We start from the raw sequence: 26,957 nt of genomic DNA, 5'->3' as shown, positions 1-26,957 counted from the left end.
ATCCATTGCATCGCTGGAACGCTCGGAGAAATGGATTCCGGGCTCGCCTCTTCGAGGCGCCCCGGAATGACGGAGTTTGGAGCTACGCCTTCGTTTCACCGCGAAACCCGGTCGCCAGCACATAGCGCTCCGAGGAATCCTGCCGGCTTGCCGCCGGCTTCACGTGGCGCACCGTCGCAAAATCGCGCTTGAGCTGGGCGAGCAGATCGGCGTCGGCGCCGCTCTGGAAGGTCTTGGCCAAAAACGTCCCGCCGGGCTTGAGCACATCGCAGGCAAAGGCCGCCGCCGTCTCGACCAGGCCGACGATGCGGAGCTGGTCGGTCTTGCGGTGGCCGGTGGTGTTGGCGGCCATGTCGGACATCACGACATCGGCGCCGCCGCCCAGCATCGCGGTGAGTTTTTCCGGCGCAGCATTGTCCATGAAATCGAGCTGGGCGAAGTCGACGCCGGGGATTTCAGGCATCTCCAGCAGGTCGATCGCGACGACCTTGCCCTTGCCGTCGACCGAGCCGACGCGCTTGGCGGCGATCTGGCTCCAGCCGCCGGGCGCCGCGCCGAGATCGACCACGGCCATGCCTGGCTTCAGCAGCCGAAACTTGTCGTCGATCTCGAGCAGCTTGAACGCCGCCCGCGAGCGATAGCCCGCGGTCTTGGCCTTGGCGACATAGGGATCGTTGAGCTGCCGCTCCAGCCACAGCTTCGACGACAGCTTGCGCTTGCCGCCGGTCTTGACCTGAACGTGCAGGCGGCCGGTGGTGTCCTTCGCCATCTCACCAGCTCCTGAGCGCGCCGTCCTCGCGCATCATCTCGACCAGCATGCCCTCGCGCAGGCCGCGGTCGGCGACGCGCAGGCGCGGCAGCGGGAAGGCGTGCCTGATGGCATCGAGGATGGCGCAGCCGGCCAGCACCAGATCGGCGCGCTCGACGCTGATGCAGCTGTTGCCCGCGCGGTCCTCGTAGCTCATGCCGAGCAGCTTGTTGATGGTCGCGGTGATGTCGGTATCGTTCATCCAGATGCTGTCGATGCGGCGACGGTCGTAGCGGACGAGATTGAGATGGATGCCGGCGAGCGTCGTCACCGTGCCCGACGTGCCGAGCAGATGCATGTCGGTGAGATCGCGGCCGTGCTCCGCGGCGAAGGGCGCAACGTGACCCGCGACCTCCTGCTCCATCGCAGCATAGATCTCCGGCGTCACGTCGCGGCCGCCGAACTGCTCGGCCAGCGTCACGACGCCAAGCGGGATCGACATCCAGGCCTTGATCCGCGGCTCCGGATTGGCGGGATCGCGCTCGATCCGCACCAGTTCGGTCGAGCCGCCGCCGATGTCGAACAGGATGGCGCCGCGGCCCCTGGGATCGACCAGCGGCGAGCAGCCGAGCATGGCGAGCGAGGCCTCGGTCTCGCGGTCGATCACCTCGAGCTCGATACCGGTCTCGGCCGCGACGCGGCTGCGAAAACCCTCCGCATTCGAGGCGGCGCGGCAGGCTTCGGTGGCGATCAGCCGCAGCCGCTTGGCCTTGCGCAGGTTGATCTTGTCCCGGCAAATGCTGAGCGCGGCGATGGCGCGATCGATCGCGGCCTCGCTGATGCAGCCCGTGGCCGATACGCCCTCGCCGAGCCGGATGATGCGCGAGAAGGAATCGACCACGCGAAAACCATCGTGGGTCGGACAGGCGATCAGGAGCCTGCAATTGTTGGTTCCGAGGTCCAGCGCCGCATAGACGCCGGTTGCCGGCGCCGGCGCAGGGACCGCAGGCTCGATGGCCAACGCCACCGCCGCCATCGACCCCTCCAGCTCACCGTGCGGCCCATGTTGGCTTACATGGCCGTCGCGGAGCCGCGTGTGGTCATTCATACAAACTGTCTTTCCACGGCCCCTAAGGGGCCGATCCGGAATTGCTTTTTCGCCTGAAACATTAGCAGCGCGGCTGACATGCGCAACATCGCATCACATAGGACCATGTCCATTCGTGCGTTGTCGTGAACGGGACCGTGGGCTATTTTTGCAGAGTCCGGCCCTCCAGGCGCCCCCAAACGCGCAATTTGCCGGCGTTTCAGGTCAAATCCCATGCAAGAACACACCAAATCGTCCACGCTCGAAAATGCTATTGCACTGCAAAAATATGGCGTCGGGCAGCCCGTCCGCCGCAAGGAGGACGACACCCTGGTGCGCGGCAAGGGACGCTACACCGACGATTTCAACCTGCCGGGCCAGGCCTATGCCGTGATCGTCCGCTCTACCCATGCCCATGGCGTGATCCGCGGCATCGGCATCGACGCCGCCAAGGCGATGCCGGGCGTCCTCGGCGTCTGGACCGGGACGGATCTGGATGCCGCGGGCTACGGCCCCTTCACCTGCGGCCTGCCGCTGAAAAGCCGTGACGGCTCGCCCCTGCTCCAGACCAACCGCCAGCCGCTGGCCACCGACAAGGTGCGCTTCGTCGGCGATCCCGTCGCCTTCGTGGTGGCGGAAACGTTGGCGCAGGCCCGCGATGCGGCCGAGGCGGTCGAGCTCGATATCGAGCCGCTGCCGGCGGTCACGGATCCCGAGGAAGCTGCCAAGCCCGGCGCGCCGCAGCTCTATGACCACATCCCCAACAACGTCGCGCTCGACTATCACTATGGCGACACGGAGAAGGTGAACGCGGCCTTCGCCAGCGCCGCCCATGTCACAAGGATCGACATCGAGAACACCCGTGTCGCGGTGGTTTCGATGGAACCGCGCGTCGGGCTTGCCTCGTACGACAAGGCCACCGGGCGCTACACCATCCAGATGCCGACGCAGGGCGTTGCGGGCAACCGGGCCAACCTCGCCAAGAATTTGAAGGTGCCGAACGAGAAGGTGCGCATCCTCACCGCCAATGTCGGCGGCTCGTTCGGCATGAAGAACGTGAACTATCCCGAGTACATGTGCATCCTGTACGCGGCGAAGGCGCTCGGGCGCCCGGTGAAGTGGCTCGACGAGCGCTCGACCAGCTTCCTCTCCGACAGCCACGGCCGCGCGCAGAAGATCCATGCCGAGCTGGCGCTCGATGCCGAGGGGCACTTCCTCGCCGCTAGACTGTCCGGCTACGGCAATCTCGGCGCCTATATCACCGGCGTTGCGCCCAGCCCACTCTCGCTCAACACCGGCAAGAACTTTTCCAGCGTCTACCGCACGCCGCTGATGGCGATCGACATCAAGACGGTCTTGACCAACACCACGCTGATGGGCGCCTATCGCGGCGCCGGACGGCCCGAGGCGAACTACTACATGGAGCGGTTGATCGACCGTGCCGCCGACGAGATGGGCATCAACCGGCTGACCCTGCGCAAGCGCAACTTCATCAAGCCGAACCAGATGCCGTTCCCGGCCTCGTCAGGCGTCACCTATGACAGCGGCGACTTCCAGGCCGTGTTCAACAAGGCGCTCGAGATCTCCGACCACGAGAACTTCCCCAAGCGCAAGAAGGAGAGCAAGAAGGCCGGCAAGCTGCGCGGCATCGCGGTCGGCTCCTATCTCGAGGTCACCGCGCCGCCCGGCGTCGAGCTCGGCAAGATCGTGTTCGATCCTGACGGCAGCGTTCAGCTTATCACCGGTACGCTCGACTACGGCCAGGGCCATGCCACCCCGTTCGCGCAGGTGCTATGCGCGCAGTTAGGGGTTCCCTTCGAGAGCGTGAAGCTCGTCCAGGGCGACAGCGACATCGTCCACACCGGCAACGGCACCGGCGGCTCGCGCTCGATCACGGCAACCGGCATGGCGATCGTCGAGGCCGCCAAGCTCGTCATCGAGAAGGGCAAGCGTGCCGCCGCGCACCTGCTGGAGGCCTCCGAGGCCGACATCGAGTTCGCAGACGGCACCTTCACCATTGCCGGCACCGACCGCAGCATCGACATCATGGAGCTTGCCAGAAAGCTTCACGACAGCAAGGTGCCCGATGGCGTGCCTGACTCACTCGACGTCGATCACACCAGCGAGCCGGTGCCATCGGCTTTTCCGAACGGCTGCCATGTCGCCGAAGTCGAGATCGATCCGGACACCGGCGTGGTGCAGATCGTGCGCTACAGCGCGGTCAACGATTTCGGCACGGTGATCAACCCGATGCTGGTCGCCGGCCAGCTCCATGGCGGCGTGGTCCAGGGCATCGGCCAGGCGCTGATGGAGCACGTCCGCTACGACGAGAGCGGCCAACCGATCACGGGCTCGCTGATGGACTACGCCCTGCCGCGCGCGGAGGACGTGCCCAACATGACGGTCGGCGATCATCCGGTACCGGCCACGACCAATCCGCTCGGCAGCAAGGGCTGCGGCGAAGCCGGCTGCGCCGGCAGCCTGTCGACGGTGGTCAACGCGGTGCTCGATGCGCTTTCCGACTACGGCATCAAGCACATCGACATGCCGCTGACCCCGGAGCGGGTGTGGCGCGCGATCCAGGATGCGAAGCGGAAGGCGGCGTAAGGCTGCCCTTCCGCCTCCACAAGAATGCTGTCATCGCCCGGCTTGACCGGGCGATCCAGTACTCCGAGACAGCAGTGATTCACCGAAGGGCCGCGGCGTACTGGATGCCCCGCCTTCGCGGGGCATGACACCGTATTTAAATTGACGCGCTTGCCTCTTCCCGTGCTACGCCGCCGCCTGCTCACGCGGCTGGTAGATCGCAATGTGCTGGCAGCGTGCAATCGGCGTCGTGCCGTTGGCGACGACCAGCGCGTCGAGCTCGACGAAGCGGTGGCCTTTCTTCTCATAATTCGCAGTGACCTTCGCCCGCGCGACAATCTCGTCGCCGATGCGTGCGGTCGACAGCAGCTGCATGCGGCTGCCGACATGGATCCACGGGCCGAGGATGGTGTTGTCGACCAGCACGCGATTCATGACGCGCTGGATCAGGCCGGGATGGCCGAGGCCCTCACGCACGAAAATCGGATCCGTCTCCCTGATGTCGGCGAGATAGTCGCTCGCCGCCTGCCCGGCCCAGCGGCGCGGCGCCGTGCCCAGCCACTTGCCGACTTCGAAGGTCGAACGGCTGACCGGCTTGCGCTCGGCGATCGCGGGCACCTCCACATATTCGTCCAATGACACCGCAGGCGCTGTCGCCGGCAGCGAGGCTGTGCCCGTCGCACACAGCTCGGTGCGGCTGAACACCTCGATCGTGAGCAGGCCGTTGTGCTCGGTGGCATCGACATCGGCGGCCTCGCCGTCATAAACCGGCTTGATGAAGCGGGCCTCGACCAGCCCGCGGGACAGGAAATCGCGGCCCCAGCGCGCCACCGGCACGTGCATCATGTAGGCGAAGACGTCGACGCCGGGGACCAGCCCGCCGGAAAAACCGAAGCGGCGCGCCACGGTGTCGTCGTGCATCTTGTTTTCGGACTGTTTGGCGGTGTTGTAGGCCTCGACGCGCCAGGTTTCGAGCCGGTTCGGCATGGCTTGGCTTCCCCATATTCTTGTTGTTCGGGGCTGATCGTAGGCCCCGGGGAACAGCGGTCAATCCCCTCGCCTTTGCGGCCCGAATGCGGTACCACGCGGCGAATGACAGACACTTCCACCCGCATCTATGTCGACGCCGACGCCTGCCCGGTCAAGGACGAGATTTATCGCGTCGCGATCAGGCACGGCGTGCCCGTCAGCGTGGTCGCCGGCAATTTTATCCGCGTGCCGCAGGACCCCCTGATCGAACGCATCGCTGCCGGCGCCGGCATGGACGCGGCCGACGACTGGATCGCAGAGCGGGCGAGGCCCGGCGACGTCGTCATCACGTCTGACATTCCGCTGGCGAGCCGCTGCGTGAAGGCGGGGGCCGACGTGATCGCGCCGAACGGCAAGCCGTTCACGGAGGAATCGATCGGCATGACACTGGCCGTGCGCAATCTGATGACCGATCTGCGCTCGGCCGGCGAAGTCACCGGGGGCCCGCGCTCGTTCGCGCCGCGCGACCGCTCCGCTTTCCTCTCGGCGCTCGACCAGACCTTGCGCCGGATCCAGCGCCGCCGCGCCGATCAGGCTGCTACGAGCCAGGGCTGACGATGGCGCCGCCGCTGATCCAACTCAAGGACATCAAGCTGACCTTCGGCGGCACGCCACTGCTGTCTGGCGTCGAGCTCAATGTCGCGCCATCCGAGCGAGTCTGCCTGATCGGCCGCAACGGCTCCGGCAAGTCGACGCTGTTGAAGATCGCGGCTGGCCTGGTCGAGCCCGACGACGGCACGCGCTTCGTGCAGCCGGGTGCGACCATTCGCTATCTGCCGCAGGAGCCTGACTTCGGCGAGCACAAGACCCTGCTCGCCTATGTCGAGGCCGGTCTCGCGCCCGGCGACGACCCCTATCAGGCGCGCTACCTGATCGAGCAGCTTGGGCTTACCGGCAACGAGAACCCGGCGAACGCCTCCGGCGGCGAGGCGCGCCGCGCCGCGCTGGCGCGGGTGCTGGCGCCCTCGCCCGACATCCTGCTGCTGGACGAGCCGACCAACCATCTCGATCTCTCCACCATCGAGTGGCTGGAAAAGGAGCTCGACTCCCGGCGCAGCGCGCTTGTCATCATCAGCCACGACCGCCGCTTCCTCACCAATCTCTCGCGCTCCACCGCCTGGCTCGATCGCGGCAAGATCAAGCAGATCGATCGCGGCTTTGCCTCATTCGAGAGCTGGCGCGATGAGGTGCTGACGGAAGAAGAGCGCGACCAGCACAAGCTCGACCGCAAGATCGTCGACGAGGAGCACTGGCTCCGCCACGGCGTCTCGGGCCGCCGCAAGCGCAACGTCAAGCGTCTCGCCAATCTGCATGCGCTGCGCGACCAGCGCCGCAACTATCGCGGCACCGCCGGCACCGCCAGTCTCGCCGCGGCGGAAGCCGAACAATCCGGCAAGCTGGTGATCGAGGCCAAGGGCATCACCAAGGCGTTTGGCGATCGCGTGATCGTCGACAATTTCTCCACCCGCATCCAGCGCGGCGACCGGCTCGGCATCATCGGGCCGAACGGCGCCGGCAAGACCACGCTGGTCAATCTGCTCACCGGGGGCATGCAGCCTGACACCGGCACGGTGCGGCTCGGCGCCAATCTGGAGATGGCCACTCTCGACCAGCACCGCGAAAGCCTCGATCCGAAATCGACACTCGCGGAAGCGCTGACCGGCGGCCGCGGCGACCATGTCATGGTCGGCGGCAAGCCGAAGCATGTCGTCGGCTACATGAAGGACTTCCTGTTCGCGCAGGAGCAGCGCGGCACGCCGCTGGAGGTGCTCTCGGGCGGCGAGCGCGGCCGGCTGATGCTGGCGCGCGCGCTGGCGAAACCGTCCAACCTGTTGGTGCTGGACGAGCCCACCAATGATCTCGATCTCGAAACCCTCGACGTGCTCGAGGAGATGCTCGGCGATTACGAGGGCACCGTCATCCTGATCAGCCATGACCGCGACTTCCTCGACCGCGTCGTCACCTCGGTGATCGCGCCGGAGGGCAACGGCAAGTGGATCGAATATGCCGGCGGCTACAGCGACATGCTGGCGCAGCGCGGTGCGGATTTGAAGCGCGAGACGGCCAAGGCGCCGGCGCCAGCGGAGAAGAAAGAGGAGCGTGCCGCCGCTCCCGCCTCCACGCCCAAGCGCAAGCTGAGCTTCAACGAGAAGCACGCGCTGGAGACGCTGCCGCAGAAGATGGAGACGTTGCACGCCGATATCGCCAGGCTGCAACGCGTGCTCGACGATCCAAATCTGTACGCCAGGGATCGCAAGACATTCGACGACACATCCGCCGCCATCGCCAAGGCGCATGAAGAATTATCAGCCGCCGAAGAGCGCTGGCTCGAACTTGAAATGCTTCGCGAAGAGATAGAACAGGCTTAACCCATGACAACGACCCTTGCTGCAAAGATCGCCCGCGAATATGGCACGCCCTGTGCCGTCATCGACATGGACAAGGTCGAGCGCAACATTGCCCGGATCCAGAAGGCCTGCGACGACGCCGGCGTCGCCAATCGCCCGCACATCAAGACCCACAAGAACCCGACCATTGCGAAGATGCAGGTCGCGGCCGGCGCCAAGGGCATCACCTGCCAGAAGATCGGCGAGGCCGAGATCATGGCCAATGCAGGGATCGACGACATCCTGATCAGCTACAATCTCTTGGGCGAAGAGAAGATGGCGCGGCTCGGCGCGCTCAATGCCAAGACCAGGATGACCGTGGCGGCCGATAACTCGACGGTCGTTGCGGGCTTGCCGAAGGCCGCCGAGGCGTCGGGCCGTCCGCTCTCGGTCGTGGTCGAATGCGACACGGGTCGCAAACGCGCGGGCGTCGAGACGCCGGCGGAAGCGATCGCGCTGGCGCGCGAGATCGCCGCGTCCAAGGGGCTCGAGTTCGCCGGCTTTCTGCTGTATCCGACCGAGACCGGCTGGGGCGATGCGCAGAAATTCTACGACGAGGCGCTGGCCGGCGTACGCGCGCACGGGCTGGACGCAAAAATCGTCTCGACCGGCGGCACGCCCAACCTCGTCAATATCGGCAAGCTCAAGGGCGGCACCGAGCATCGCTTCGGCACCTATATCTACAACGATCGCATGCAGGTGGCAGCCGGCGTCGCCAGCTGGGACGATTGCGCGCTGCATATTTATTCGACCGTGGTGAGCCGCGCGGCTCCCGAGCGCGGCATTCTCGATGCCGGCTCGAAGACGCTGACATCAGACACCGGCGGGCTCGATGGCCACGGCCTGATCCTCGAGCACCCCGAAGCCAAGATCGCAAAATTCGCCGAGGAGCACGGCTTCCTCGACCTCTCGCGCAGCAACACCCGGCCGAACGTCGGCGACGTCGTCCGTATCGTGCCGAACCATGTCTGCGTGGTGGTCAACATGATGGACGAGGTGGTGATGGTGCGCGGCGATGAGATCATCGGCACGCTGCCGGTGGCTGCGCGCGGGAAGCTGCGGTAGGGCACGCTGCCGTAGGGTGGGCAAAGCGAAGCGTGCCCACGACCTCTCGTCGTAACTGCGAAGATGGTGGGCCCGGCGCTTCGCGCCTTTGCCCACCCTACGATTTCTGCAACTGGGCGAGCCACGCCAACACACCCCTGCCCGCCGCCACACCTGTCGCAAACGAGGCCTGCAGCAGATAGCCGCCGGTCGGCGCTTCCCAATCCAGCATCTCGCCAGCGGCGAACACGCCGGGCAGCTTGCGCAGCATGAAGTGATCATCGAGTTCGTCGAAGGCAATCCCGCCAGCAGTCGAGATCGCGCGCTCGATCGGGGCGACGCCGGTCAGCTGAACCGGAATCGCATTCGCCAGATGCGCCAGCTCCGCCGGCGCGAACGAGGCCAGCTGCCGACCTGATCCGATCGCCGCCTCCTGCATCAGGCCAATGCCGACGGGCGACAATTGCGCTGCCTTGCGCAGGAAGTTTGCGAGCGACTGCTTGCCGCGCGTGCCTGACAGCCGCATGGTCAGCGCGGCGGTGTCGAGATCCGGCCGCAGCGCGATCGTCAGCGTCGCCTGCCCGATCCCCAGCACCGCCTCACGCAGCTCCGCCGACAGTGCGTAGATCGCGCCGCCTTCGATGCCGCTGCGCGTGATCATGGCTTCGCCGCGCACAGTGTGCGGACCGACCGTCAGCGCCACGCCCTTGAGCGGCTGGCCTTCAAAACGATTGCGGAAGACATCGGACCATGCAACCGCGAAGCCGGAATTGGCTGGCCGAAGCTTCGAGATGGAAATACCTTTTGCAGCCAGGATATCGACCCAAGCGCCATCCGAGCCCAATCGTGGCCAGCTCGCGCCGCCGAGTGCGAGCACCGTTGCACCAGCGGCGATGGCAAGCGTGCCGTCCGGCGCGCGAAGCTTGAGCCGTCCCTCCGCGTCCCAACCGGTCCACCGATGGCGAAAAGCGAACTGCACACCCGCCGCATCGAGCCGCCGCAACCAGGCACGCAGCAGGGGCGAGGCCTTGAACGTCTTTGGAAACACCCGTCCGCTGCTGCCAATGAAGGTCAACTGCCCGAGGCCCGCGCTCCAGTCGCGCAGCGCGTCGGGCGGAAACGCCTCGATCGCATCGCGCAAGCGCGGCATCGCCTCCCGGTAACGCGGGAGGAAATCCGCCAGCGGCTCGCTGTGAGTGAGGTTGAGCCCGCCCCGGCCGGCCATCAAAAATTTGCGGCCGGCCGACGGCATGGCATCGTAGACGATGACGCGGGCGCCGCCTTGCGCCAGCACCTCCGCCGCCATCAGCCCGGCGGGACCGGCACCGATGACGGCGACGTCGGTCAGAGCTTGATCCCCGCCCGCACTGCTGCCTGCGCGACATACTTTTGCGTCTGCTCGAACGCACCGGCAAGCGCCTTGGCCTTGGACATGTCGCTGATCTCGGCGAAATGCGCCGCAATCGCGTCCGGGGTCCAGTCGGACTCGGGCAGGTTGATGCCTTCGCTCTCGACGATCTTGATCACGGCGAAGGAGCCGGCGCCGGCACCCATGATGGTGCGGGTCGGTGCGTCCTCGCTCAGCATGTATTCGACCGCCGGCGTGATCGCGTTCGGCTTCATCAGTTGCAGCGCCTGCGGCGGCAGCAGCTCTTCGGTCATGCGTGTCGCCGCCGTCGGCGAGATGATGTTGACGCGGATGTTGTTCTTGCGGCCCTCTTCCGCGAGCACATTCATCAGCCCCACCATGCCCGACTTGGCCGCGCCGTAATTGGCCTGGCCGAAATTGCCGTAGAGGCCGGAGGAGGACGTGGTCAGCACGATGCGGCCGTAATTGCGGTCGCGCATGCCGGCCCACACCGCCTTGCAGCAATAGAAAGTACCGACCAGATGCACGTCGAGCACCTTCTGGAAGTCGGCTGCTTCCATCTTGCCGAACGACTTGTCGCGCAGGATGCCGGCATTGGCGCACATGATGTCGACGCTGCCCCACTCCTTGGTGGCGCGCTCGACCATGGCGGTCACCTGCTCGAAGTTCGAGACGTCGGCGCCATCGGCCATGGCGGTGCCGCCGGCTTTGCGGATCTCCTCGACCACGGCCTCTGCCGGCGACAGCGAGCCTCCGGTGCCGTCGCGCGCGCCACCGAAATCATTGACCACGACCTTGGCGCCGCGGCTGGCGAGGCCCAGCGCGTGCGCCTTGCCGAGACCATTGCCCGCGCCGGTGACGATGGCGACGCGTCCGTCGAACCTGATTGCCATTGTGTGTTTCCCAGAAGTTAGATCGTCATGGTCAGGCTTGACCCCGCCATCGATCAAAATCGACAGGCTTTTGAGCAGCGATGGATTGCCAGGTCAAGCCCGGCAACGACGCCTCAAGTCAGGCGAAATAGGTCAGGCCGAGCCACTCGGCGACCAGCGCCGGCTTTTCCTCGCCTTCGATCTCTACCGTCACGTTGGTGCGGGTCTGAAATTCGTTGGGCTTGCGCAGCTTGGCCTCGGCCAGCACAAATCGGCCGCGGACACGCTTTCCGGAACGCACCGGCGAGATGAAGCGCAGCTTGTCGAAGCCGTAGTTCACGCCCATCGTGGTGCCGGAGATGACCGGCATCACCTCATAAGACATGATTGACAGCAGCGACATCGTCAGAAAGCCGTGCGCGATGGTGGTGCCGTATGCCGTCTCCTGCTTTGCCCTCTCGGGATCGACGTGGATGAACTGGTGATCCTCGATCACGTCGGCATAGGCGTCGATGCGGGGCTGGTCGATCAGGTGCCAGGACGACACGCCGATCTCCTTGCCGACCAGGGCCTGATAGGCCTGAAGCGTGATCGGCGGCTTCTTCCAGATTTGGTTCATTGGTAACTCCAAATACCGTCATTCCGGGGCGATGCGCAGCATCGAACCCGGAATCCATTATGCCGCAGCGCTGTTGCTGAATGGATTCCGGGTTCGTGCTCCGCACGCCCCGGAATGACAAGCTTCACCTAAGTCTCACTTCTCGTTTTTGGCAGCTCCGAAAAATCCTCCTCACGGAATTCCCGGCCGCGCAGCGGATCGTCGCGATCGTTGTCGCGTTCGAGCCGTCGTAGCTGCACGCGGCGGATTTTGCCAGAGATCGTCTTCGGCAGCTCGGAGACGATTTCCAGCCGGCGGATGCGCTTGAACGGCGCAAGCCGGGTGTGCAGGTGCTTGAAGATGGAAAGCGCCGTCTCCGGTGTCCGCTCGGCGCCCGCGGTCAGCAGCACAAAGGCCTTGGGAATCGCGAGCCTGATGGGATCGGGGCTCGGCACCACCGCGGCTTCCGCGACGAGCTCATGCTCGAGCAGCACGCTCTCGAGCTCGAAGGGGCTGATGCGATAGTCGGAGGATTTGAACACGTCGTCGGAGCGGCCGACGAAGGTGAGATAGCCGTCCTCGTCTGCGAAGACGACATCGCCACTGCGATAGAGCTCGCCTTCCGCGCCCGACAGCTTACCGTCGTCGCCCTGATAGCCTTGCATCAGGCCGGCGGGACGAGCAGCGCCCAGCAGCAGCGCCACCTCACCTTCCTTGGCTGGATAGCCGTCGGCGTCGCTGACTTGCACACGGTAGCCCGGCAGCGGCCGGCCCATCGAACCAACCTTGATCTTTTGCCCAGGCGAGTTGCCGGCAAGCGCAGTCGTCTCGGTCTGGCCATAGCCGTCGCGGATGGTCAGACCCCAGGCGGCCTGAACCTGGTCGATCACCTCAGGATTGAGCGGCTCGCCCGCGCCGCAGACTTCGCGCAAGGCAACCTTGAACGAGGACAGGTTCTCCTGGATGAACAATCGCCACACCGTAGGCGGCGCGCACAGCGTGGTGACGCCGCAGCGGCCGATGGTGGCAAGCAGGCCCTTCGCGTCGAAGCGCGGCTGGTTGACCACAAACACGGTCGCACCCGCATTCCACGGCGCGAAGAAGCAGCTCCAGGCGTGCTTGGCCCAGCCGGGCGAGGAGATGTTGAGATGGACGTCGCCGGGCTTTAGCCCGATCCAGTACATGGTCGACAGATGCCCGACCGGATAGCTGCGCTGGCTATGCCGCACCAGCTTCGGCTTTGCCGTCGTGCCCGAGGTGAAGTAGAGCAGCATCGGGTCGTCAGCGTTGGTCGGGCCGTCGGGCGTGAAACTCACAGGCGCCTTCGCCGCTTCGTCGTAAGCGAGCCAGCCCTCGGACGTCTCGCCCACAACGATACGCGCGACACCATCGACGCCAAGGCTGGCAAACTTCGCGACCTGATCCTGTGCAGCCACCACCGCCTTCGCCTTGCCGCGATCGAGCCGGTCGCGCAGCTCGTCGGCCGTGAGCAGCGTGGTCGCGGGGATCACGACGACGCCGAGCTTCATTGCGGCGAGCATCGTCTCCCACAACGGAACCACATTGCCGAGCAGCAGCAGGAGATGATCGCCGCGCTTCAGGCCCTGCGCACGGAGGAAGTTGGCAACCTGGTTGGAGCGCTGCGAGAGCGCCGCAAAGGACAGTTTCGTCTGCTTGTCCTGCGCAGCATCGACAATCCAGAGCGCGGGCCGATCCTTGCTCTCCGCATTCGTCGCCAGCTCGGCGTCGAACCAGTCGAGCGCCCAGTTGAAGGGATCAGGATCGGGCCAGCGGAAATCCCTGACCGCTGTCTCGTAATCCGTGCGGTGCTGAAGCAGAAACGCGCGCGCTTTCTGAAATGTCGTCATCAAGATTTCCCGGCCAGCTCCCTAACGTGCTTGATAATTCCGGAAAAATCCACCCCGCCATGGCCAGCTGCGTCGAAAGACTGGTAGATCTCCTGCGCATGCTTGCCGAGCGGCGTCGCTGCACCGGCGGCCTTGGCGGCGTCCTGCGCCAGGGTCAGGTCCTTCACCATCAGCGCCGAGGCGAAGCCCGGCTTGTAGTCGTTGTTGGCAGGCGAGGTCGGCACCGGGCCCGGAACCGGGCAATAGCTCGTCAGCGACCAGCACTGGCCCGAAGACGTCGAGGCGACGTCGAACAGCGCCTGATGCGAGAGGCCGAGCTTCTCAGCCAACGCAAAAGCCTCGCTCACCGCGATCATGGAAATGCCGAGGATCATATTGTTGCAGATCTTGGCGGCCTGGCCCGCTCCGGCGCCGCCGCAATGCACGATCTTCTTGCCCATCTTCTCCAGCACGGGCTTGGCTGCCGCGAACGCGCCCTCCTCGCCGCCGCACATGAAGGTGAGCGACGCACCCTTGGCGCCACCGGTACCGCCGGACACCGGCGCGTCGACCGAAAGTACACCGTGTTTGGCTGCGAGCGCATGGGCAGCCCGCGCGCTCTCGACATCGATGGTGGAGCTGTCGATGATCAGCGCGCCGTTGGTCATAACAGGTACGACCTCGTTCCAGACGGCGAGCACGTGCTTGCCGGCCGGCAGCATGGTGACGACGACATCGGCGCCTCTCGCCGCGCCCGCCGCGCTGTCGGCGATGCTGGCGCCATCGGCCTTGGCCTGGCTGCGCGAGGCCTCGACGAGGTCAAAGGCCACGACCTTGCGGCCGGCCTTGACCAGATTGGCCGCCATCGGGCCGCCCATGTTGCCGAGACCGATGAATGCGATCGTAGCCATTGTCGTTTCCTCCACTTCGATCTTTATTGGTTGAATTTGAGCTCGTCGGCGCCGATCTCGGCAAAATAAGGTTCAAGCATCTCTGGCGTCACATCCTCGATGCGCGGCGGCGACCAGGTCGGATTGCGGTCCTTGTCGATCACGGCGGCACGCACGCCCTCGCGGAAATCATCGCTGCGGAAGACCTCCAGCGCGGCGCGATATTCCCGCACCAGGCATTCTTCCAGGCTCGACGCGGTGCGCGCCAGCCGCAGCAGTTTCAGCGTCACCACCATGCCGCGCGGCGATTTTTCGTTGAGCGTCTTGAGCGTTGCCAACGCAAAGTCTGAGCCGTCGCGCTTGAGCGCGGCCAAGATGTCTTCCATGCGGTCGAAGCCGAACAAGGCATCAATCACCGGCTCCTTTGCCGCGACCGGCCCCGCGGTCTCGCCGGTCGCAAAACCGTTGATGAGCTTGCTGATATCAGTCGCGGTCGCGCCCGCGCGCACCTTGGTCAGCGCCTCACGCAACTCCGGCAATTTCGCTGCAGGAACCACCCAATCGGCAAATCTCGCGTGGATCGCATCCGGCCCGTTCATGGTCTGGCCGGTCAGGCCGAAGAACGTGCCGATCTCGCCGGGCGAGCGCGACAACAAATAGGTGCCGCCGACATCGGGAAAGAAGCCGAGCCCGACCTCCGGCATCGCCAGCTTCGTGCGATCGGTAACGACCCGATGGCTCGCATGCGCGGACAAGCCGACGCCGCCGCCCATCACGATGCCGTCCATGAAAGCGACATAGGGCTTTGGAAACTTCTTGATCCGGGCGTTGAGGATATATTCCTCGCGCCACAGGATCTTGCCGAGATCGCCGCCGGCCTTCGAGCTTTCCCAGAGCGTGCGGATGTCGCCGCCGGCGCACAGGCCGCGCTCACCGGCGCCTTCCAGCAGGATCACGGCAACGGTGGGATCGCTCTCGAAGCGGTCGAGCGCCGTCTCGATGTCGCGAAACATCTCCAGCGTGACGGCATTGATGGCTTTGGGACGATTCAGCCTGATCACGCCAGCCCCGCCCTCGATACGGGCGACCAGATCGCCCTCCTCCACTTCGTTCATCGCGCGCCCTCAATCAGTTTGCGCGCCACGATGAGCCGCATGATCTCATTGGTACCTTCGAGGATCTGATGCACACGCAGATCGCGCACGATCTTCTCGATGCCGTATTCGCTCAAGTAGCCGTAGCCGCCGTGCAGCTGCAGGGCATGATTGGCGACCTCGAAACCGACATCGGTGCCGAAGCGTTTTGCCATCGCGCAGAGCATGGTGGCGTCGGGGTCCTTGCGATCCAATGCGGCCGCGGCCCGCCACAGGAAGGTGCGTGCGGCCTCAAGCTCGATCGCCATATCCGCGAGCTTGAACTGCAAGGCCTGGAATTCGTCCAGACGTTTTCCGAACGCCTTGCGCTCCTTCATGTAGGCGCGCGCCTTCTCCAGCGCCGTCTGTGCGCCACCGAGCGAGCACGCCGTGATATTGAGGCGGCCGCCGTCGAGGCCGGCCATCGCAATCTTGAAGCCGACCCCCTCCTCGCTCAGCCTGTGGGCAACAGGCACGCGGGCGTTCTCGAACATCACGGCGCGGGTCGGCTGCGCGTTCCAACCCATCTTGCGCTCATTGGCGCCGAAGGAAACGCCTGATGTCTTGCCGTCGATGACGAGGGTCGAGATGCCGCCCGGGCCATCACCGCCGGTACGCACCATTGCGACCAGGAGATCGGTGCCGCCAGCACCAGAGATAAACTGCTTCTGGCCATTGAGGACGTAGTGATCGCCGTCGCGCACTGCACGCGTCCGCAGCGCCGCTGCATCGGAGCCGGCGCCCGGCTCGGTCAGGCAGTAGCTCGCGATCAGCTCCATCGAGCAAAGTTTTGGCAACCATTGATGGCGCTGGGTGTCGCTGCCGAACGCATCGATCATCCATGAGGCCATGTTGTGGATGGAGATAAAGGCCGACGTGGTCGGGCAGCCCGTCGCCAGCGCCTCGAAGATCAACGCGGCGTCGAACCGCGTCATGGCGGAGCCGCCGACATCGTCACGGATGTAGATGCCGCCCATGCCGAGGGTTGCGGCCTCGCGCATCACATCGACCGGGAAATGCTTCTCTTCGTCCCAGCGTAGCGCATGCGGCGCGATCTTTTCCGCCGCAAACGCCAATGCCATGTCGCGAACCGCGATCTGATCCTCGTTCAGAGCGAATTGCATGCTGGCGCCTACCCTCTTCACTCCATCGTCATTGCGAGCGCAGCGAAGCAATCCAGCATCCCTCCGTGGAGACAGTCTGGATTGCTTCGTCGCACCAGTGCAAAATTGCTACGCAATTTTGTCACGGGCTCCTCGCAATGACGGCTACGCCGTCACTTCATCAGCGGGATCGAGAACTCCGCACCTTCCTTGACGCCGGACGGCCAGCGCGAGGTCACCGTCTTGGTCTTGGTGTAGAAGCGGACCGAATCCGGACCGTGCTGGTTGAGGTCGCCGAAGCCCGATTTCTTCCAGCCGCCGAAGGTGTAATAGGCGATCGGCACCGGGATCGGCACGTTGATGCCGACCATGCCGACATTCACCTTGGCCGCGAAGTCGCGCGCGGCGTCGCCGTCGCGGGTGAAGATGGCAACGCCGTTGCCGTAATCATGCTCGGACGGCAGCGCCAGCGCCTCCTTGTAGTCGTGCGCGCGCACGACCGAGAGCACGGGCCCGAAGATCTCTTCCTTGTAGATCCGCATGTCCTTGGTGACGTTGTCGAACAGCGAGCCGCCGAGATAGAAGCCGTTCTCGTAGCCCTGCATCTTGAAGCCGCGGCCATCGACGGCGAGCGTCGCGCCTTCCTTGATGCCGATGTCGATGTAGCTCTTGACCTTTTCGACCGCCTCGCGCGTCACCAGCGGGCCGTAATCGGCCGACGGATCGATCGAGGTGCCGATCTTGAGCGACTCGACGCGCGGGATCAGCTTTTCCATCAGACGGTCGGCGGTGGACTTGCCGACGGGCACCGCAACCGAGACCGCCATGCAGCGCTCGCCGGCCGAGCCGTAGCCCGCGCCGATCAGCGCGTCGACCGCCTGGTCCATATCGGCGTCAGGCATGACGATGGCGTGGTTCTTGGCACCGCCGAAGCACTGGCAGCGCTTGCCGGTCTGGGCGGCGCGCTCGTAGATGTACTGCGCGATCGGCGTGGAGCCGACGAAGCCGATGGCCTTGATGTCAGGGTCGTCGAGGATGGCGTCGACCGCTTCCTTGTCGCCATTGACGACGTTGAGAATGCCGGCCGGCAGGCCCGCCTCCATCATCAATTGGGCGAGCAGCATCGGCACGCCGGGGTCGCGCTCGGATGGTTTGAGGATGAAGGCGTTACCGCAGGCGATCGCGGGCGCGAACTTCCACATCGGGATCATCGCCGGGAAATTGAACGGTGTGATGCCGGCGACCACTCCCAAGGGTTGCCGCATCGAATAGATGTCGATGCCGGGACCGGCGCCCTCGGTGTACTCGCCCTTCATCAAATGCGGGATGCCGCAGGCGAACTCGGCGACTTCGAGGCCGCGCTGAATGTCGCCCTTGGCGTCGGGCACGGTCTTGCCGTGCTCGCGCGCCAGCAGCTCGGCCAGCTTGTCGTAATCGCGCTGCACCAGCTCGAGAAATTTCATCATCACGCGGGCGCGGCGCTGCGGATTGGTGGCGGCCCATTCGGGCTGTGCGGCGCGGGCGTTCTCGACGGCCGCGCGAACCTCGGCCTTGGACGCCAGCGCGACCTTGGCCTGGACGTCACCGGTCATCGGCTCGAAGACGTCGGCGGTGCGGCCCGAGGTACCCTTGACCTCCTTGCCGCCGATGAAATGTCCGATTGAGCGCATGGAATGATCTCCTTCAGGCCGAGCTTGAACGCTTTGACAAATCCTATTGACCTGCATTTTATAGGATTCAAGTCTGAGATAATGCACCATAGATGTGCGAAAATGCTGGATCAAGGCGCTATCGACTGGGACGACTTCCGCTTCGTGCTGGCCATCGTGCGGGGCGGCTCGGTGTCGGCTGCCGCAAAGCAGCTCGGCGTCGACCATGCCACCGTGATCCGGCGTGTGGACCGGCTGGAGAAGCATCTCTCGGCAAAGCTGTTTGACCGGCGAAAGACCGGCTACCTGCTCACCGAATCCGGCCAGCGCGTGGCCGACAGTGCGGAGGCGATGGAATCCACCATTGTGGCCAACCAGGAGCAGGTCGGTGGCTCCGTGGCGCGGTTGACCGGCACGGTGCGGATCGGCGCGCCCGATGGCTTCGGCACCGCCTTCCTGGCGCCAAGGCTCGCCCCGTTCGCCGACCGCTATCCCGACCTCGATCTGCAACTTGTGGCCACTGCGCGGCTGTTCAGCCTCTCCAAGCGCGAGGCCGACATCGCGATCAGCCTGACCATGCCGAAGGAAGGCCGCATCGTTGGCCGCAAGCTGCTCGACTACCGCCTCGGGCTCTACGCCGCCCCCGCCTATCTCGATCGTTTCCCGAAAATCGTCTCGCGGCAGGACCTGCCGCAGCACCGTTTCGTCGGCTACATCGAGGAACTGCTGTTCACGCCGGAGCTTGACTACCTTCCGCAGGTGTCGCCGCGGATCTCTGCGCGCTTCCGCAGCGCCAATCTGATCGCGCAGCTCAACGCGACTCTCTCAGGCTTCGGCATCGCTGTGCTGCCGCACTTCATGGCGAGCGACTATCCGCAGCTCGTGGCGGTGCTACCCGAGGAGATTTCGATCACAAGGACGTTCTGGATGCTGATGCACGCCGACAGCAAGGATCTGGCGCGGATCCGGGCGGTGGCGGATTATATCGGCGAGATCGTGGAGCGTGAGCGGGCGTTGTTTGCGGGGCGATAAAAGCCGGGCTCGGAGGGTGGGCAAAGCGAAGCGTGCCCACGCATTTTTGTGACCGAGAGAGATGGTGGGCACGGCGCTTACGCGCCTTTGCCCCCCTACGGCACCTCGCCTAGTTTTGCTTCGCCTTTTTCGCCGCCGCCACCTTCGGCTCCCGCTTGGCGATCTCCAGCGCGCTGTCCCGGCCCGCCTTCAGCACCTCATCCGACAGCTCGCTGGAGCCGGCGATGCGCGCCAGCAGCATGGTGCCGGCCATGGTCGCCAGCGTGGCGATCGCCTGCTTGCGCGCGGCCTTGCGCGGAACGTTCGGGATGAAATCGGTCATCATCTCGATCATCTCGTCGAGCTTGCCAGCAAAGGCTTTTCGCGTCTTCGGGCTCTCGCGGGCGATCTCGGCGCCGAGCGCTGGGATCGAGCAGCCCTGGCCGGGATTGTCGCGGTGCAACGCCGAGAGATAGGTTTCGACGATCTGGGTGAGCTGCTTCTCGGGCGCAACCTGATCGGACTGCTTGCGCCAGTGCTCCATGGAGCGGTCCATGGCGTAGGCAAAGGCTTCGATCACCAGCGCCTCGCGCGAATCGAAATGGGCGTAGAAGCCGCCATGAGTGAGGCCCGCCTCCTTCATGAGGTCGGCAACGCCGATACCATGGGCACCTTTTTCGCGCAGCCGCACGGAGGCCTTCCTCACGATGCGGTCGTGGGTTTCCTGCTTGTGTTCCCGAGAATAGCGCATGCAGCTCTCATTGGATGTCGGAGGTCATCTCATAACACGAATATCGACCGAGCGGCGCATTATTTCCCGGCAAAGATGTTGCCGACCATGGAAAAAGTTGCAGTTGCATGGACCGCGAGTGCCCCTTTACCATCGCGCACAAACCCTTCGGTATAGCTGGTCTGGCGCCCAAGCTTGATGACCTTGCCTTCGGCTGAGATCAGCCCGGACCGGACCGAGAGCGGCCGCAGGAAGGTGATTTTCAGGTCGAGCGTCACCGACGACTGCCCGGCCTCCAGCCGCGTCGAGATCGCACAGCCCATGGCGGTGTCGAGCAGAGCCGCCGCGGTCGCCCCATGCAGAAGGCCGATGGTATTTTCGAGATCCTCGCGCGGCTCCAGTTCCATCACGATCCTGTCAGGCTCGACCACGGCCATGATAAAACCGATCAGCCTGGCGAAGGGCGGCGGTGGCAGCCGACCATCGCGGATGCCAAGCATGGCGTCCAGGCCTGATAGCCCCATGGCCACTTTCGCGACCGGCGCAGGCACCTGCCAGTCGACCACGCGCTCGCGCCGCTGCGCGGATGAAAACAAATCGACTTGAGCGGATTCGGCCATGATGCCCTCTTTGATATTATGATAATCATACTATGCGACGGACTTCATGCTGGCAACAGTGCCGCATCCGCTTGACAAGCGCGGCGTTTCGGCCCGGAAGTAATACCGACGGCCGCGCCTCGCGCCCGTCCACGAAAGATTCGAGATCTCGCGATGGAAATGCTCAACGACCACTGCGGCGTGACACGCGATGCGCGCGGCGTCGTTCATGTCGCAATCTGCAACGCCGGCTCACTGAACATTTTGAGCTCGCACGTCACCGACGCAGTCCGCGAAGGGCTGCAAAAGCTCGCCACTGACCGCAGCATCCGGGTCGTGGTGCTGCGCGGCCAGAGCGAGAAGAGCATGATCGGGGGCGCCGACATCAAGGAGATGGCCAAGCTCGACCAGAAGTCCGCGGAGGCCTTCATCAGCCGGCTGCGCGATCTCTGCGAGGCGGTGCGGCAATTCCCTGCCCCGATGATCGCCCGCATGCCGGGCTGGTGCCTCGGCGGGGGGCTCGAGGTGGCAGCGGCCTGCGATTTCCGGATCGCGGCGCATGATGCGCATTTCGGCATGCCGGAGGTGCGCGTCGGCATCCCCTCGGTGATCCACGCCGCGCTGCTGCCGCGCCTGATCGGCTGGGCCCGTGCGCGTTGGCTGGTGATGACCGCAGAAAATATCGATGCGCCGACGGCGCTGTCCTGGGGCCTCATCGACAAGGTCGCGCCGGCGGGCGGGCTGGATGCCGAGATCGAGCACTTGATGCGCACGCTGCTCGAATGTGGCCCGGAGGCGTTGCGCTCGCAGAAGGCGCTACTGCGGCAATGGGAGGAATTGCCACTCACGGAGTCCGTCGACCTCAGCGTCAAGGTGTTCGGCGAGTCGTTCCTGACCGACGAGCCGACGCGGCTGATGCAGGCGTTCGTGAACAGGAAGCGGTAGGTTCTGGGCGAAGACCCAGGGACCACTCCGTCCCCCGCTGTCATGCCCCGCGAAGGCGGGGCATCCAGTACGCCGCGGCCCCTCATTCAACTACAAGCGTCTCGGAGTACTGGATGCCCCGGTCGAGCCGGGGCATGACACCATCTTTGGAGGGACGCCCTCGTTCCTCGCGCCCACCCGACTTCGCTCGCACCACCGAATGTCATCCGGACCACGACATTTTCTCATGCCGGTCGCGGTTGCATTTTTTGCGGCGCATCATATGATGATCATAATTTAACAGATCATCGCCAAGGAGTTCTGTCATGGCCGATTCCGTCGTCATCGTCTCCGCCGCCCGCACCCCGCTCGGCCGCTTCATGGGCGAATTATCGCCGCTTGCCGCGCACAAGCTCGGATCGCACGTGATCAATGCAGCGTTGGAACGCGCCGAGCTCGCGCCCGAGAAAGTGGACGAGGTCTTCATGGGCTGCGTGCTGCCGGCTGGCCAGGGCCAGGCGCCGGCGCGGCAGGCGGCGCGTGGCGCTGGTCTGCCCGACGCGACAGGGGCCACCACAGTGAACAAGGTTTGCGGCTCCGGCATGAAGGCGACCATGCTGGCACACGACATCATCCGCGCCGGCTCGGCCGAGATCGTCGTCTCGGGTGGCATGGAGAGCATGAGCAACGCGCCCTATCTGCTCGCGAAGGCGCGTGGCGGCTACCGCGCCGGGCATGACCGCATCATCGACCATATGATGATGGACGGCCTTGAGGATGCCTACGAGACCGGCCGCTCGATGGGCGATTTCGGCGAGGCCACGGCCGAGGCTTATCAATTCACCCGTAAGGACCAGGACGCCTATGCGATGGAGACGTTGAGCCGCGCGCGCAAGGCGGTCGAGGGCGGTGCGTTCAAGGCCGAGATCGCGCCTGTTACGCTGACCGAGAAGGCTGGCCCGCGCGTGATCGCCAATGATGAGCATCCGCTGAAGGTCGATCCCGACAAGATCCCCGGACTGAAGCCGGCGTTCCGTGCCAACGGCACCATCACGCCGGCGGCCTCCTCCGCCAATGCCGACGGCGCCGCAGCGCTGGTACTGACGAAGCGCTCGCTCGCCGATCGCAACAACCTTCCTGCCATCGCCGAGATAAGGGGCCACGCCACCCACAGCCAGGAGCCGCAATGGTTCACCACGGCGCCGATCCCGGCGATCAGAAAACTGCTCGACAAGGTCGGCTGGAGCGCGGGTGATGTCGACCTCTTCGAGATCAACGAGGCCTTCGCCGTCGTCGCGATGGCGGCGCAGCGCGATCTCGGCATCCCGCGCGAAAAACTCAACATCAATGGCGGCGCATGCGCGCTCGGGCATCCGATCGGCGCGACCGGCGCGCGGCTCGTCGTGACGTTGCTGCATGCGCTCGAAGCCAACAACCTCAAGCGCGGCGTCGCGGCGCTCTGCATCGGCGGCGGCGAGGCCACCGCAATCGCGGTGGAGCGCCTGACGCCCTAGGCATCGCAACGTCCGAAATTGAGGGAAGTCTGTCATTTCAGACTTCCCGTTTTCGTGTCAGAACTGCAACAATGACGCGGGCCTGCCAAAACCCGCCAACCTGGATTGAGGCGCAATGATCTCGAACTGGCTCTCGGCCGCGCTCGGCCGTCGCAACATCCATTACGGCTGGGTGATGGTCGGCGTGACCTTCTTCGCAGCACTGATCAGCGCCGGCACGGTCGGCGCGCCCGGGGTGTTCATCGTTCCGCTTCAGAAGGAGTTCGGCTGGAGCACGGCCGAGATCTCCTCCGCGCTGTCGATCCGCTTCATCCTGTTCGGGCTGATGGCGCCGTTCGCGGCCGCCCTGCTCAACCGTTATGGCCTGCGCAACGTCACGCTGACGGCGCAGCTCATCGTCGTCTCGGCGCTGGTGCTCTCGCTCGGCATGACGCAGGTCTGGCAGCTCGTGATGCTGTGGGGCGTGGTGGTCGGCATCGGCACCGGCATGACCGCGCTGGTGCTGGGCGCCACCATCGCGACGCGCTGGTTCACAGCGCGCCGCGGCCTTGTCATCGGCATCATGACCGCGAGCGTCGCCACCGGCCAGCTCGTATTCCTGCCCCTGCTGGCGAGCCTGACCGAACGTTTTGGTTGGCGACCGGCGCTCGGCTTCGTCTGCATCATGCTTGGCGTTTCCGCAACGGCGGTCATGCTCATCATGCGCGACCGCCCAAGCGATGTGGGCCTGCGCCCATTCGGCGACGAGGGCAGCGAGCCCATGCCCGCACCTCCCGTGAGCCACGGCTCGATCACGGCGGTGGCGCTCGGCACGCTGCGCGACGCCTCGAAGTCGAGCGCGTTCTGGATCCTGTTTGCGACCTTCTTCGTCTGCGGCGCATCCACCAACGGCCTCGTGCAGGTGCATTTGATCCCAATGTGCCTCGATTTCGGCATCCCGCAGGTGCAGGCGGCGAGCCTTTTGGCGGCGATGGGCATCTTCGACTTCTTCGGCACCATCATGTCGGGCTGGCTGTCGGATCGCTACGACAATCGCTTCCTGCTGTTCTGGTATTACGGCCTGCGCGGCCTCTCGCTGATCTTCCTGCCCTTCAGCGATTTCTCGTTCTATGGCCTGTCGATCTTCGCGATGTTCTACGGCCTCGACTGGATTGCGACGGTGCCGCCCACGGTGCGGCTCACCGCGCAAAAGTTCGGCCCCGAACGTGCCAATCTGGTGTTCGGCTGGATTTTCGCCGGGCATCAGCTCGGCGCCGGCACTGCCGCTTTCGGCGCTGGCTTGTCGCGGACGCTGCTGCAGAGCTATCTGCCCGCCTTCTTCATTGCCGGCGCGCTCTGCGTATTTGCCTCGCTGATCGTGCTGGCACTATCGCGACAGCCGAAGCCACAGGCAAAACCCGCGATGGCCTAAAGCGATCGCGGCGGTGAATCAGCCGATCCGGATCCGAGGTGCCTCGCCGCCGCCGAAATGGAGCTGTTGACATGCTCGCCAGTGATGGCATCGCCATCAACGCCCGGCCGGGGACCGGCTTTCCCATTGCTCAAGGCGGTCGATCGACGCCTGCCATTCGTGCTGGCCCAGCCAAATCGTGAGGAGAACCAGCGCACCAACGAGAGCACTGATGCCGAAATAAAGGTTCTTCATGCGCGTTGAATGCAGCGCGGCGAAAATCGTTCCTAGCATCGCGGCGCGAACAGCGTTACGGATCGAGAAGTGGTCGCGGAAGCCCCGAATACCGGCGTCAGGCCACCATTGGACATCCGACGAGCGAGCGAAGACCTTCCCGGACCAGATCCTCCACTCACCGATCAACCGGACGCAGCCGGGAGCAAGCCGGGCTAACGGGAGGCCGTTCTTGAAGCGTCCTCGCCAAGTTGCTGGCCCTGCGCGAGTCTGCGCTCGACCATCCCCATGACGGAGCTCACCTCGTCGAAGGCTCTGGAGTGGGAATCGTCTCCACCAAGCTGGGTGAGGTCGAACACCAGGATCTTCTGCTGCGCCAACGCACTTCTGTACGGCTCTTCCTGCGGATTGATATCACCGAGGCGAATTGTCCCTCCGGCAAGCGACTTCGAGATTTTGAGAGCGACATCATCCTGCGACAGGAACAGGCCGATGCGGGGGCGCCGCGGCCCCAAAGCTCCGACCGCGCTGATGAACTCGTCGAAGCCGATGTCGGGCGCAACCAGCGCGACATTCTTCAGCTTCGACACCGATCCACTCCGCGAGACCCTGCTCCGCAGCGCGTCGAGTGTAACCAGGCAGCCCATGGAATGGCAGACGAACGTGATCTCCTTGATGGCGGGATTGGCGTTCACGGCCACCAGCAGTTCGGCCAGTGCCGCGCCCGATTGGCCCGCGACCTTGCGGTCGTGGTCGTATGACCCAAGATTGCCTGCCCCCTGCGACGGCCATGAAAACAGGATGGGAATGACGGGAAGCCGGCCGTCATGGACGAATTGCGCGTAGCGATACACCGCATCGTCAAAACGGTTGTTGAAGCCGTGCACGAAGACCATCGCCTTGTTGCGATGCGTGGCCTTCACCGCTTGGGTGATGGCAGCATTGAATTCGGCGCGATCCAGATAACCAACCGATGCGGTGACGAACTCCTTGCGCGGATCGCCGGGAGGCGAGAGCGGCCACTGGATCTCTCCGACCTTGCGCGATCCATCCGGTGGAATCGACACCGTGACCTGGGCAAATGCCATCTCGGTCGACGGCTCCCGGCTGAACATCTCCCCGGGATCGCCGCTTGAACGCGCCCGTGTCGTTCCGATCAGAACAGGAATTTGGGAGCTCGCTTCAACGGCCTCACTGCTCGGCACCAGCACGCCTTGCAGGGGGCGCATGGTGCAGGAAGCGCAGGCCAGCATGGCCAGCACGACAGCAGCAACATGCAGGGAAGCGACGATACGGCTCCGAGGATGCATCCGGTTCTCCTTCCGGCGCACACAATGGGGTCCGGAGCACTTACAATCGCCTGTTGCCGGCCCCGATTTTGACGCCGCCAGCGGGTGCATCCGGCAAGCAAAGGCAGCCGCACGCTGTTCCGATTGATCCAGATCAAACCTCCGGTCAGGCAGGCCGGCTCCCGACGACGCGATGATCCCTTGCCAGAACTCCGGCCCAAAGGCTTCTATGCCGGAAACCAGCCTTGATGTGCATCAAACGGTCGGGGAACGAAGCGGCTAGGAAATGAGGCCTAACTCGCCGGCGTCGGAGCGCGACATGGGAAAACATGCTGTCAAGTGTTTGATAATTGCCGGTCTTACCGCTGGTTTCACCGCCGCGGCCCAGGCTGAAGACGTCGACGTCGGCAAGTCAGAGTTTCAGTCGTCCTGCGCGAGCTGTCATGGTGCGGATGCGAGGGGCAAAGGGCCGGTCAGCAACCAGCTGAGGACACCGCCTGCCGATTTGACGATGCTGGCCAAGAACAACAACGGCGTATTTCCCGCGGACGCCATTTACGAAACAATAGAGGGAATGAAAACAGTTCCCGCTCACGGCTCTCGTGAAATGCCGATTTGGGGCGAGCGGTTCAATCCCATCGTCAACCTGCCTCACTATGTCGATCCGTCATATTGGGAAAAGGCCGGGCCGGAAAAGAACCCCGAGGTCGTTGTGCGAAAGCGCATCCTCTCTGTTGTCGATTATCTCAGCCGGATTCAGCAAAAGTAGCAGCCGGCAAGGCGAGATGACCTGCCCCCGGCGCTTGGCTGCCCTCCAGAGCGGCCCGCCGCTCAATGCCTCCCACCCCTGGCTCGGGGCATATTGCCGTTAGACTTGGCGGCCCAAACGTGGACAATGCGGCCTCAAGCGCTTCGCGCGCGCAG

General features: G+C 64.7%; 24 protein-coding genes. 9 read left to right on the top strand and 15 right to left on the bottom strand.

Going from position 1 to position 26,957, the window contains the following annotated elements; translation table 11 throughout:
• Window positions 1-82: 82 nt before the first annotated feature.
• Complete coding sequence (locus HYH07_RS08075; RefSeq protein ID WP_220001995.1) at window positions 83-769, bottom strand: RlmE family RNA methyltransferase; 687 nt, start codon at window positions 767-769, stop codon at window positions 83-85.
• 1 nt (window position 770) lies between these two features.
• On the bottom strand, window positions 771-1,856 hold the full coding sequence (locus HYH07_RS08070) for a Ppx/GppA phosphatase family protein (RefSeq protein ID WP_220001994.1): 1,086 nt from the start codon (window positions 1,854-1,856) through the stop codon (window positions 771-773).
• A 213-nt stretch (window positions 1,857-2,069) separates the two neighbouring features.
• On the opposite strand from HYH07_RS08070, the gene HYH07_RS08065 reads away from it, so the two are divergent.
• Window positions 2,070-4,442, top strand: a complete 2,373-nt coding sequence (locus tag HYH07_RS08065) for a xanthine dehydrogenase family protein molybdopterin-binding subunit (RefSeq protein ID WP_220001993.1) — start codon at window positions 2,070-2,072, stop codon at window positions 4,440-4,442.
• A 165-nt stretch (window positions 4,443-4,607) separates the two neighbouring features.
• Here HYH07_RS08065 and HYH07_RS08060 read toward each other — a convergent pair whose 3' ends face one another.
• Window positions 4,608-5,408, bottom strand: coding sequence for a hypothetical protein (locus tag HYH07_RS08060; protein ID WP_220001992.1), 801 nt, complete (start codon window positions 5,406-5,408; stop codon window positions 4,608-4,610).
• A gap of 105 nt (window positions 5,409-5,513) precedes the next feature.
• On the opposite strand from HYH07_RS08060, the gene HYH07_RS08055 reads away from it, so the two are divergent.
• Genes HYH07_RS08055 through HYH07_RS08045 form a run of 3 tightly spaced genes read left to right on the top strand, consistent with a single transcriptional unit; the run spans window position 5,514 to window position 8,902 of the window.
• On the top strand, window positions 5,514-6,005 hold the full coding sequence (locus HYH07_RS08055; RefSeq protein ID WP_220001991.1) for a YaiI/YqxD family protein: 492 nt from the start codon (window positions 5,514-5,516) through the stop codon (window positions 6,003-6,005).
• 2 nt (window positions 6,006-6,007) lie between these two features.
• Window positions 6,008-7,819, top strand: coding sequence for an ABC-F family ATP-binding cassette domain-containing protein (locus tag HYH07_RS08050; protein WP_220001990.1), 1,812 nt, complete (start codon window positions 6,008-6,010; stop codon window positions 7,817-7,819).
• 3 nt (window positions 7,820-7,822) lie between these two features.
• Window positions 7,823-8,902, top strand: coding sequence for a D-TA family PLP-dependent enzyme (locus HYH07_RS08045; protein WP_220001989.1), 1,080 nt, complete (start codon window positions 7,823-7,825; stop codon window positions 8,900-8,902).
• A gap of 97 nt (window positions 8,903-8,999) precedes the next feature.
• On the opposite strand, the gene HYH07_RS08040 is transcribed toward HYH07_RS08045, so the two are convergent.
• The 8 genes from HYH07_RS08040 to HYH07_RS08005 form a co-directional block, all read right to left on the bottom strand.
• The gene (locus tag HYH07_RS08040; RefSeq protein WP_220002030.1) at window positions 9,000-10,229 is read right to left on the bottom strand and encodes a TIGR03862 family flavoprotein; all 1,230 of its coding nucleotides are present in this window, start codon (window positions 10,227-10,229) and stop codon (window positions 9,000-9,002) included.
• A complete protein-coding gene (locus tag HYH07_RS08035; RefSeq protein WP_220001988.1) occupies window positions 10,226-11,143 on the bottom strand; it encodes an SDR family NAD(P)-dependent oxidoreductase in 918 nt (305 codons plus the stop codon). Before HYH07_RS08035 ends, HYH07_RS08040 begins: the two co-directional genes overlap by 4 nt.
• A 118-nt stretch (window positions 11,144-11,261) precedes the next feature.
• Entirely contained in the window at window positions 11,262-11,741 is a 480-nt protein-coding gene (locus tag HYH07_RS08030; RefSeq protein ID WP_220001987.1) for a MaoC family dehydratase, read from the bottom strand.
• A gap of 128 nt (window positions 11,742-11,869) precedes the next feature.
• The gene (locus tag HYH07_RS08025) at window positions 11,870-13,588 is read right to left on the bottom strand and encodes an AMP-binding protein (protein WP_220001986.1); all 1,719 of its coding nucleotides are present in this window, start codon (window positions 13,586-13,588) and stop codon (window positions 11,870-11,872) included.
• Window positions 13,588-14,478 (bottom strand): 3-hydroxyisobutyrate dehydrogenase, encoded by an 891-nt coding sequence (mmsB, locus tag HYH07_RS08020; protein WP_220001985.1) that lies wholly within the window; start codon window positions 14,476-14,478, stop codon window positions 13,588-13,590. Before mmsB ends, HYH07_RS08025 begins: the two co-directional genes overlap by 1 nt.
• A gap of 23 nt (window positions 14,479-14,501) precedes the next feature.
• Window positions 14,502-15,572, bottom strand: coding sequence for an enoyl-CoA hydratase/isomerase family protein (locus HYH07_RS08015; protein WP_220001984.1), 1,071 nt, complete (start codon window positions 15,570-15,572; stop codon window positions 14,502-14,504).
• Window positions 15,569-16,714: an isobutyryl-CoA dehydrogenase gene (locus tag HYH07_RS08010; RefSeq protein ID WP_220001983.1), complete on the bottom strand. Its 1,146-nt coding sequence runs from the start codon at window positions 16,712-16,714 to the stop codon at window positions 15,569-15,571. The genes HYH07_RS08015 and HYH07_RS08010 overlap by 4 nt, the downstream gene beginning before the upstream one ends.
• A gap of 152 nt (window positions 16,715-16,866) precedes the next feature.
• Entirely contained in the window at window positions 16,867-18,363 is a 1,497-nt protein-coding gene (locus tag HYH07_RS08005; RefSeq protein ID WP_220001982.1) for a CoA-acylating methylmalonate-semialdehyde dehydrogenase, read from the bottom strand.
• Between the two features lie 102 nt (window positions 18,364-18,465).
• Here HYH07_RS08005 and HYH07_RS08000 point away from each other — a divergent pair, with 102 nt between their 5' ends.
• On the top strand, window positions 18,466-19,374 hold the full coding sequence (locus tag HYH07_RS08000) for a LysR family transcriptional regulator (protein ID WP_057758154.1): 909 nt from the start codon (window positions 18,466-18,468) through the stop codon (window positions 19,372-19,374).
• 109 nt (window positions 19,375-19,483) lie between these two features.
• Here the strand turns inward: HYH07_RS08000 and HYH07_RS07995 are convergent, their stop codons facing one another.
• Entirely contained in the window at window positions 19,484-20,104 is a 621-nt protein-coding gene (locus HYH07_RS07995; protein ID WP_220001981.1) for a TetR/AcrR family transcriptional regulator, read from the bottom strand.
• Between the two features lie 59 nt (window positions 20,105-20,163).
• Window positions 20,164-20,703 carry a PaaI family thioesterase gene (locus HYH07_RS07990; protein WP_220001980.1) on the bottom strand — a complete coding sequence of 180 codons (540 nt, stop codon included), beginning with the start codon at window positions 20,701-20,703 and terminating at the stop codon, window positions 20,164-20,166.
• A 153-nt stretch (window positions 20,704-20,856) separates the two neighbouring features.
• Between HYH07_RS07990 and HYH07_RS07985 the strand changes: the two genes are divergently transcribed.
• From HYH07_RS07985 to HYH07_RS07975, 3 genes are all read left to right on the top strand, one after another.
• A complete protein-coding gene (locus HYH07_RS07985) occupies window positions 20,857-21,627 on the top strand; it encodes an enoyl-CoA hydratase (protein WP_220001979.1) in 771 nt (256 codons plus the stop codon).
• Between the two features lie 305 nt (window positions 21,628-21,932).
• Window positions 21,933-23,120, top strand: a complete 1,188-nt coding sequence (locus tag HYH07_RS07980; protein ID WP_220001978.1) for an acetyl-CoA C-acyltransferase — start codon at window positions 21,933-21,935, stop codon at window positions 23,118-23,120.
• 115 nt (window positions 23,121-23,235) lie between these two features.
• Complete coding sequence (locus tag HYH07_RS07975; RefSeq protein WP_220001977.1) at window positions 23,236-24,531, top strand: MFS transporter; 1,296 nt, start codon at window positions 23,236-23,238, stop codon at window positions 24,529-24,531.
• Window positions 24,532-24,627: 96 nt separating this feature from the next.
• On the opposite strand, the gene HYH07_RS07970 is transcribed toward HYH07_RS07975, so the two are convergent.
• A complete protein-coding gene (locus tag HYH07_RS07970) occupies window positions 24,628-24,933 on the bottom strand; it encodes a hypothetical protein (protein ID WP_220001976.1) in 306 nt (101 codons plus the stop codon).
• 26 nt (window positions 24,934-24,959) lie between these two features.
• Window positions 24,960-26,054, bottom strand: coding sequence for an alpha/beta hydrolase (locus HYH07_RS07965; protein WP_220001975.1), 1,095 nt, complete (start codon window positions 26,052-26,054; stop codon window positions 24,960-24,962).
• Between the two features lie 298 nt (window positions 26,055-26,352).
• Here HYH07_RS07965 and HYH07_RS07960 point away from each other — a divergent pair, with 298 nt between their 5' ends.
• On the top strand, window positions 26,353-26,802 hold the full coding sequence (locus HYH07_RS07960; protein WP_220001974.1) for a cytochrome c: 450 nt from the start codon (window positions 26,353-26,355) through the stop codon (window positions 26,800-26,802).
• The last annotated feature ends 155 nt before the right edge of the window (window positions 26,803-26,957 follow it).

Origin of the sequence: Bradyrhizobium sp. BR 10261, assembly GCF_019455395.1 — a bacterium.
In the GTDB taxonomy this organism is placed as follows: Bacteria; Pseudomonadota; Alphaproteobacteria; order Rhizobiales; family Xanthobacteraceae; genus Bradyrhizobium; species Bradyrhizobium manausense.
This window is presented reverse-complemented; position numbering and strand designations above follow the sequence as displayed.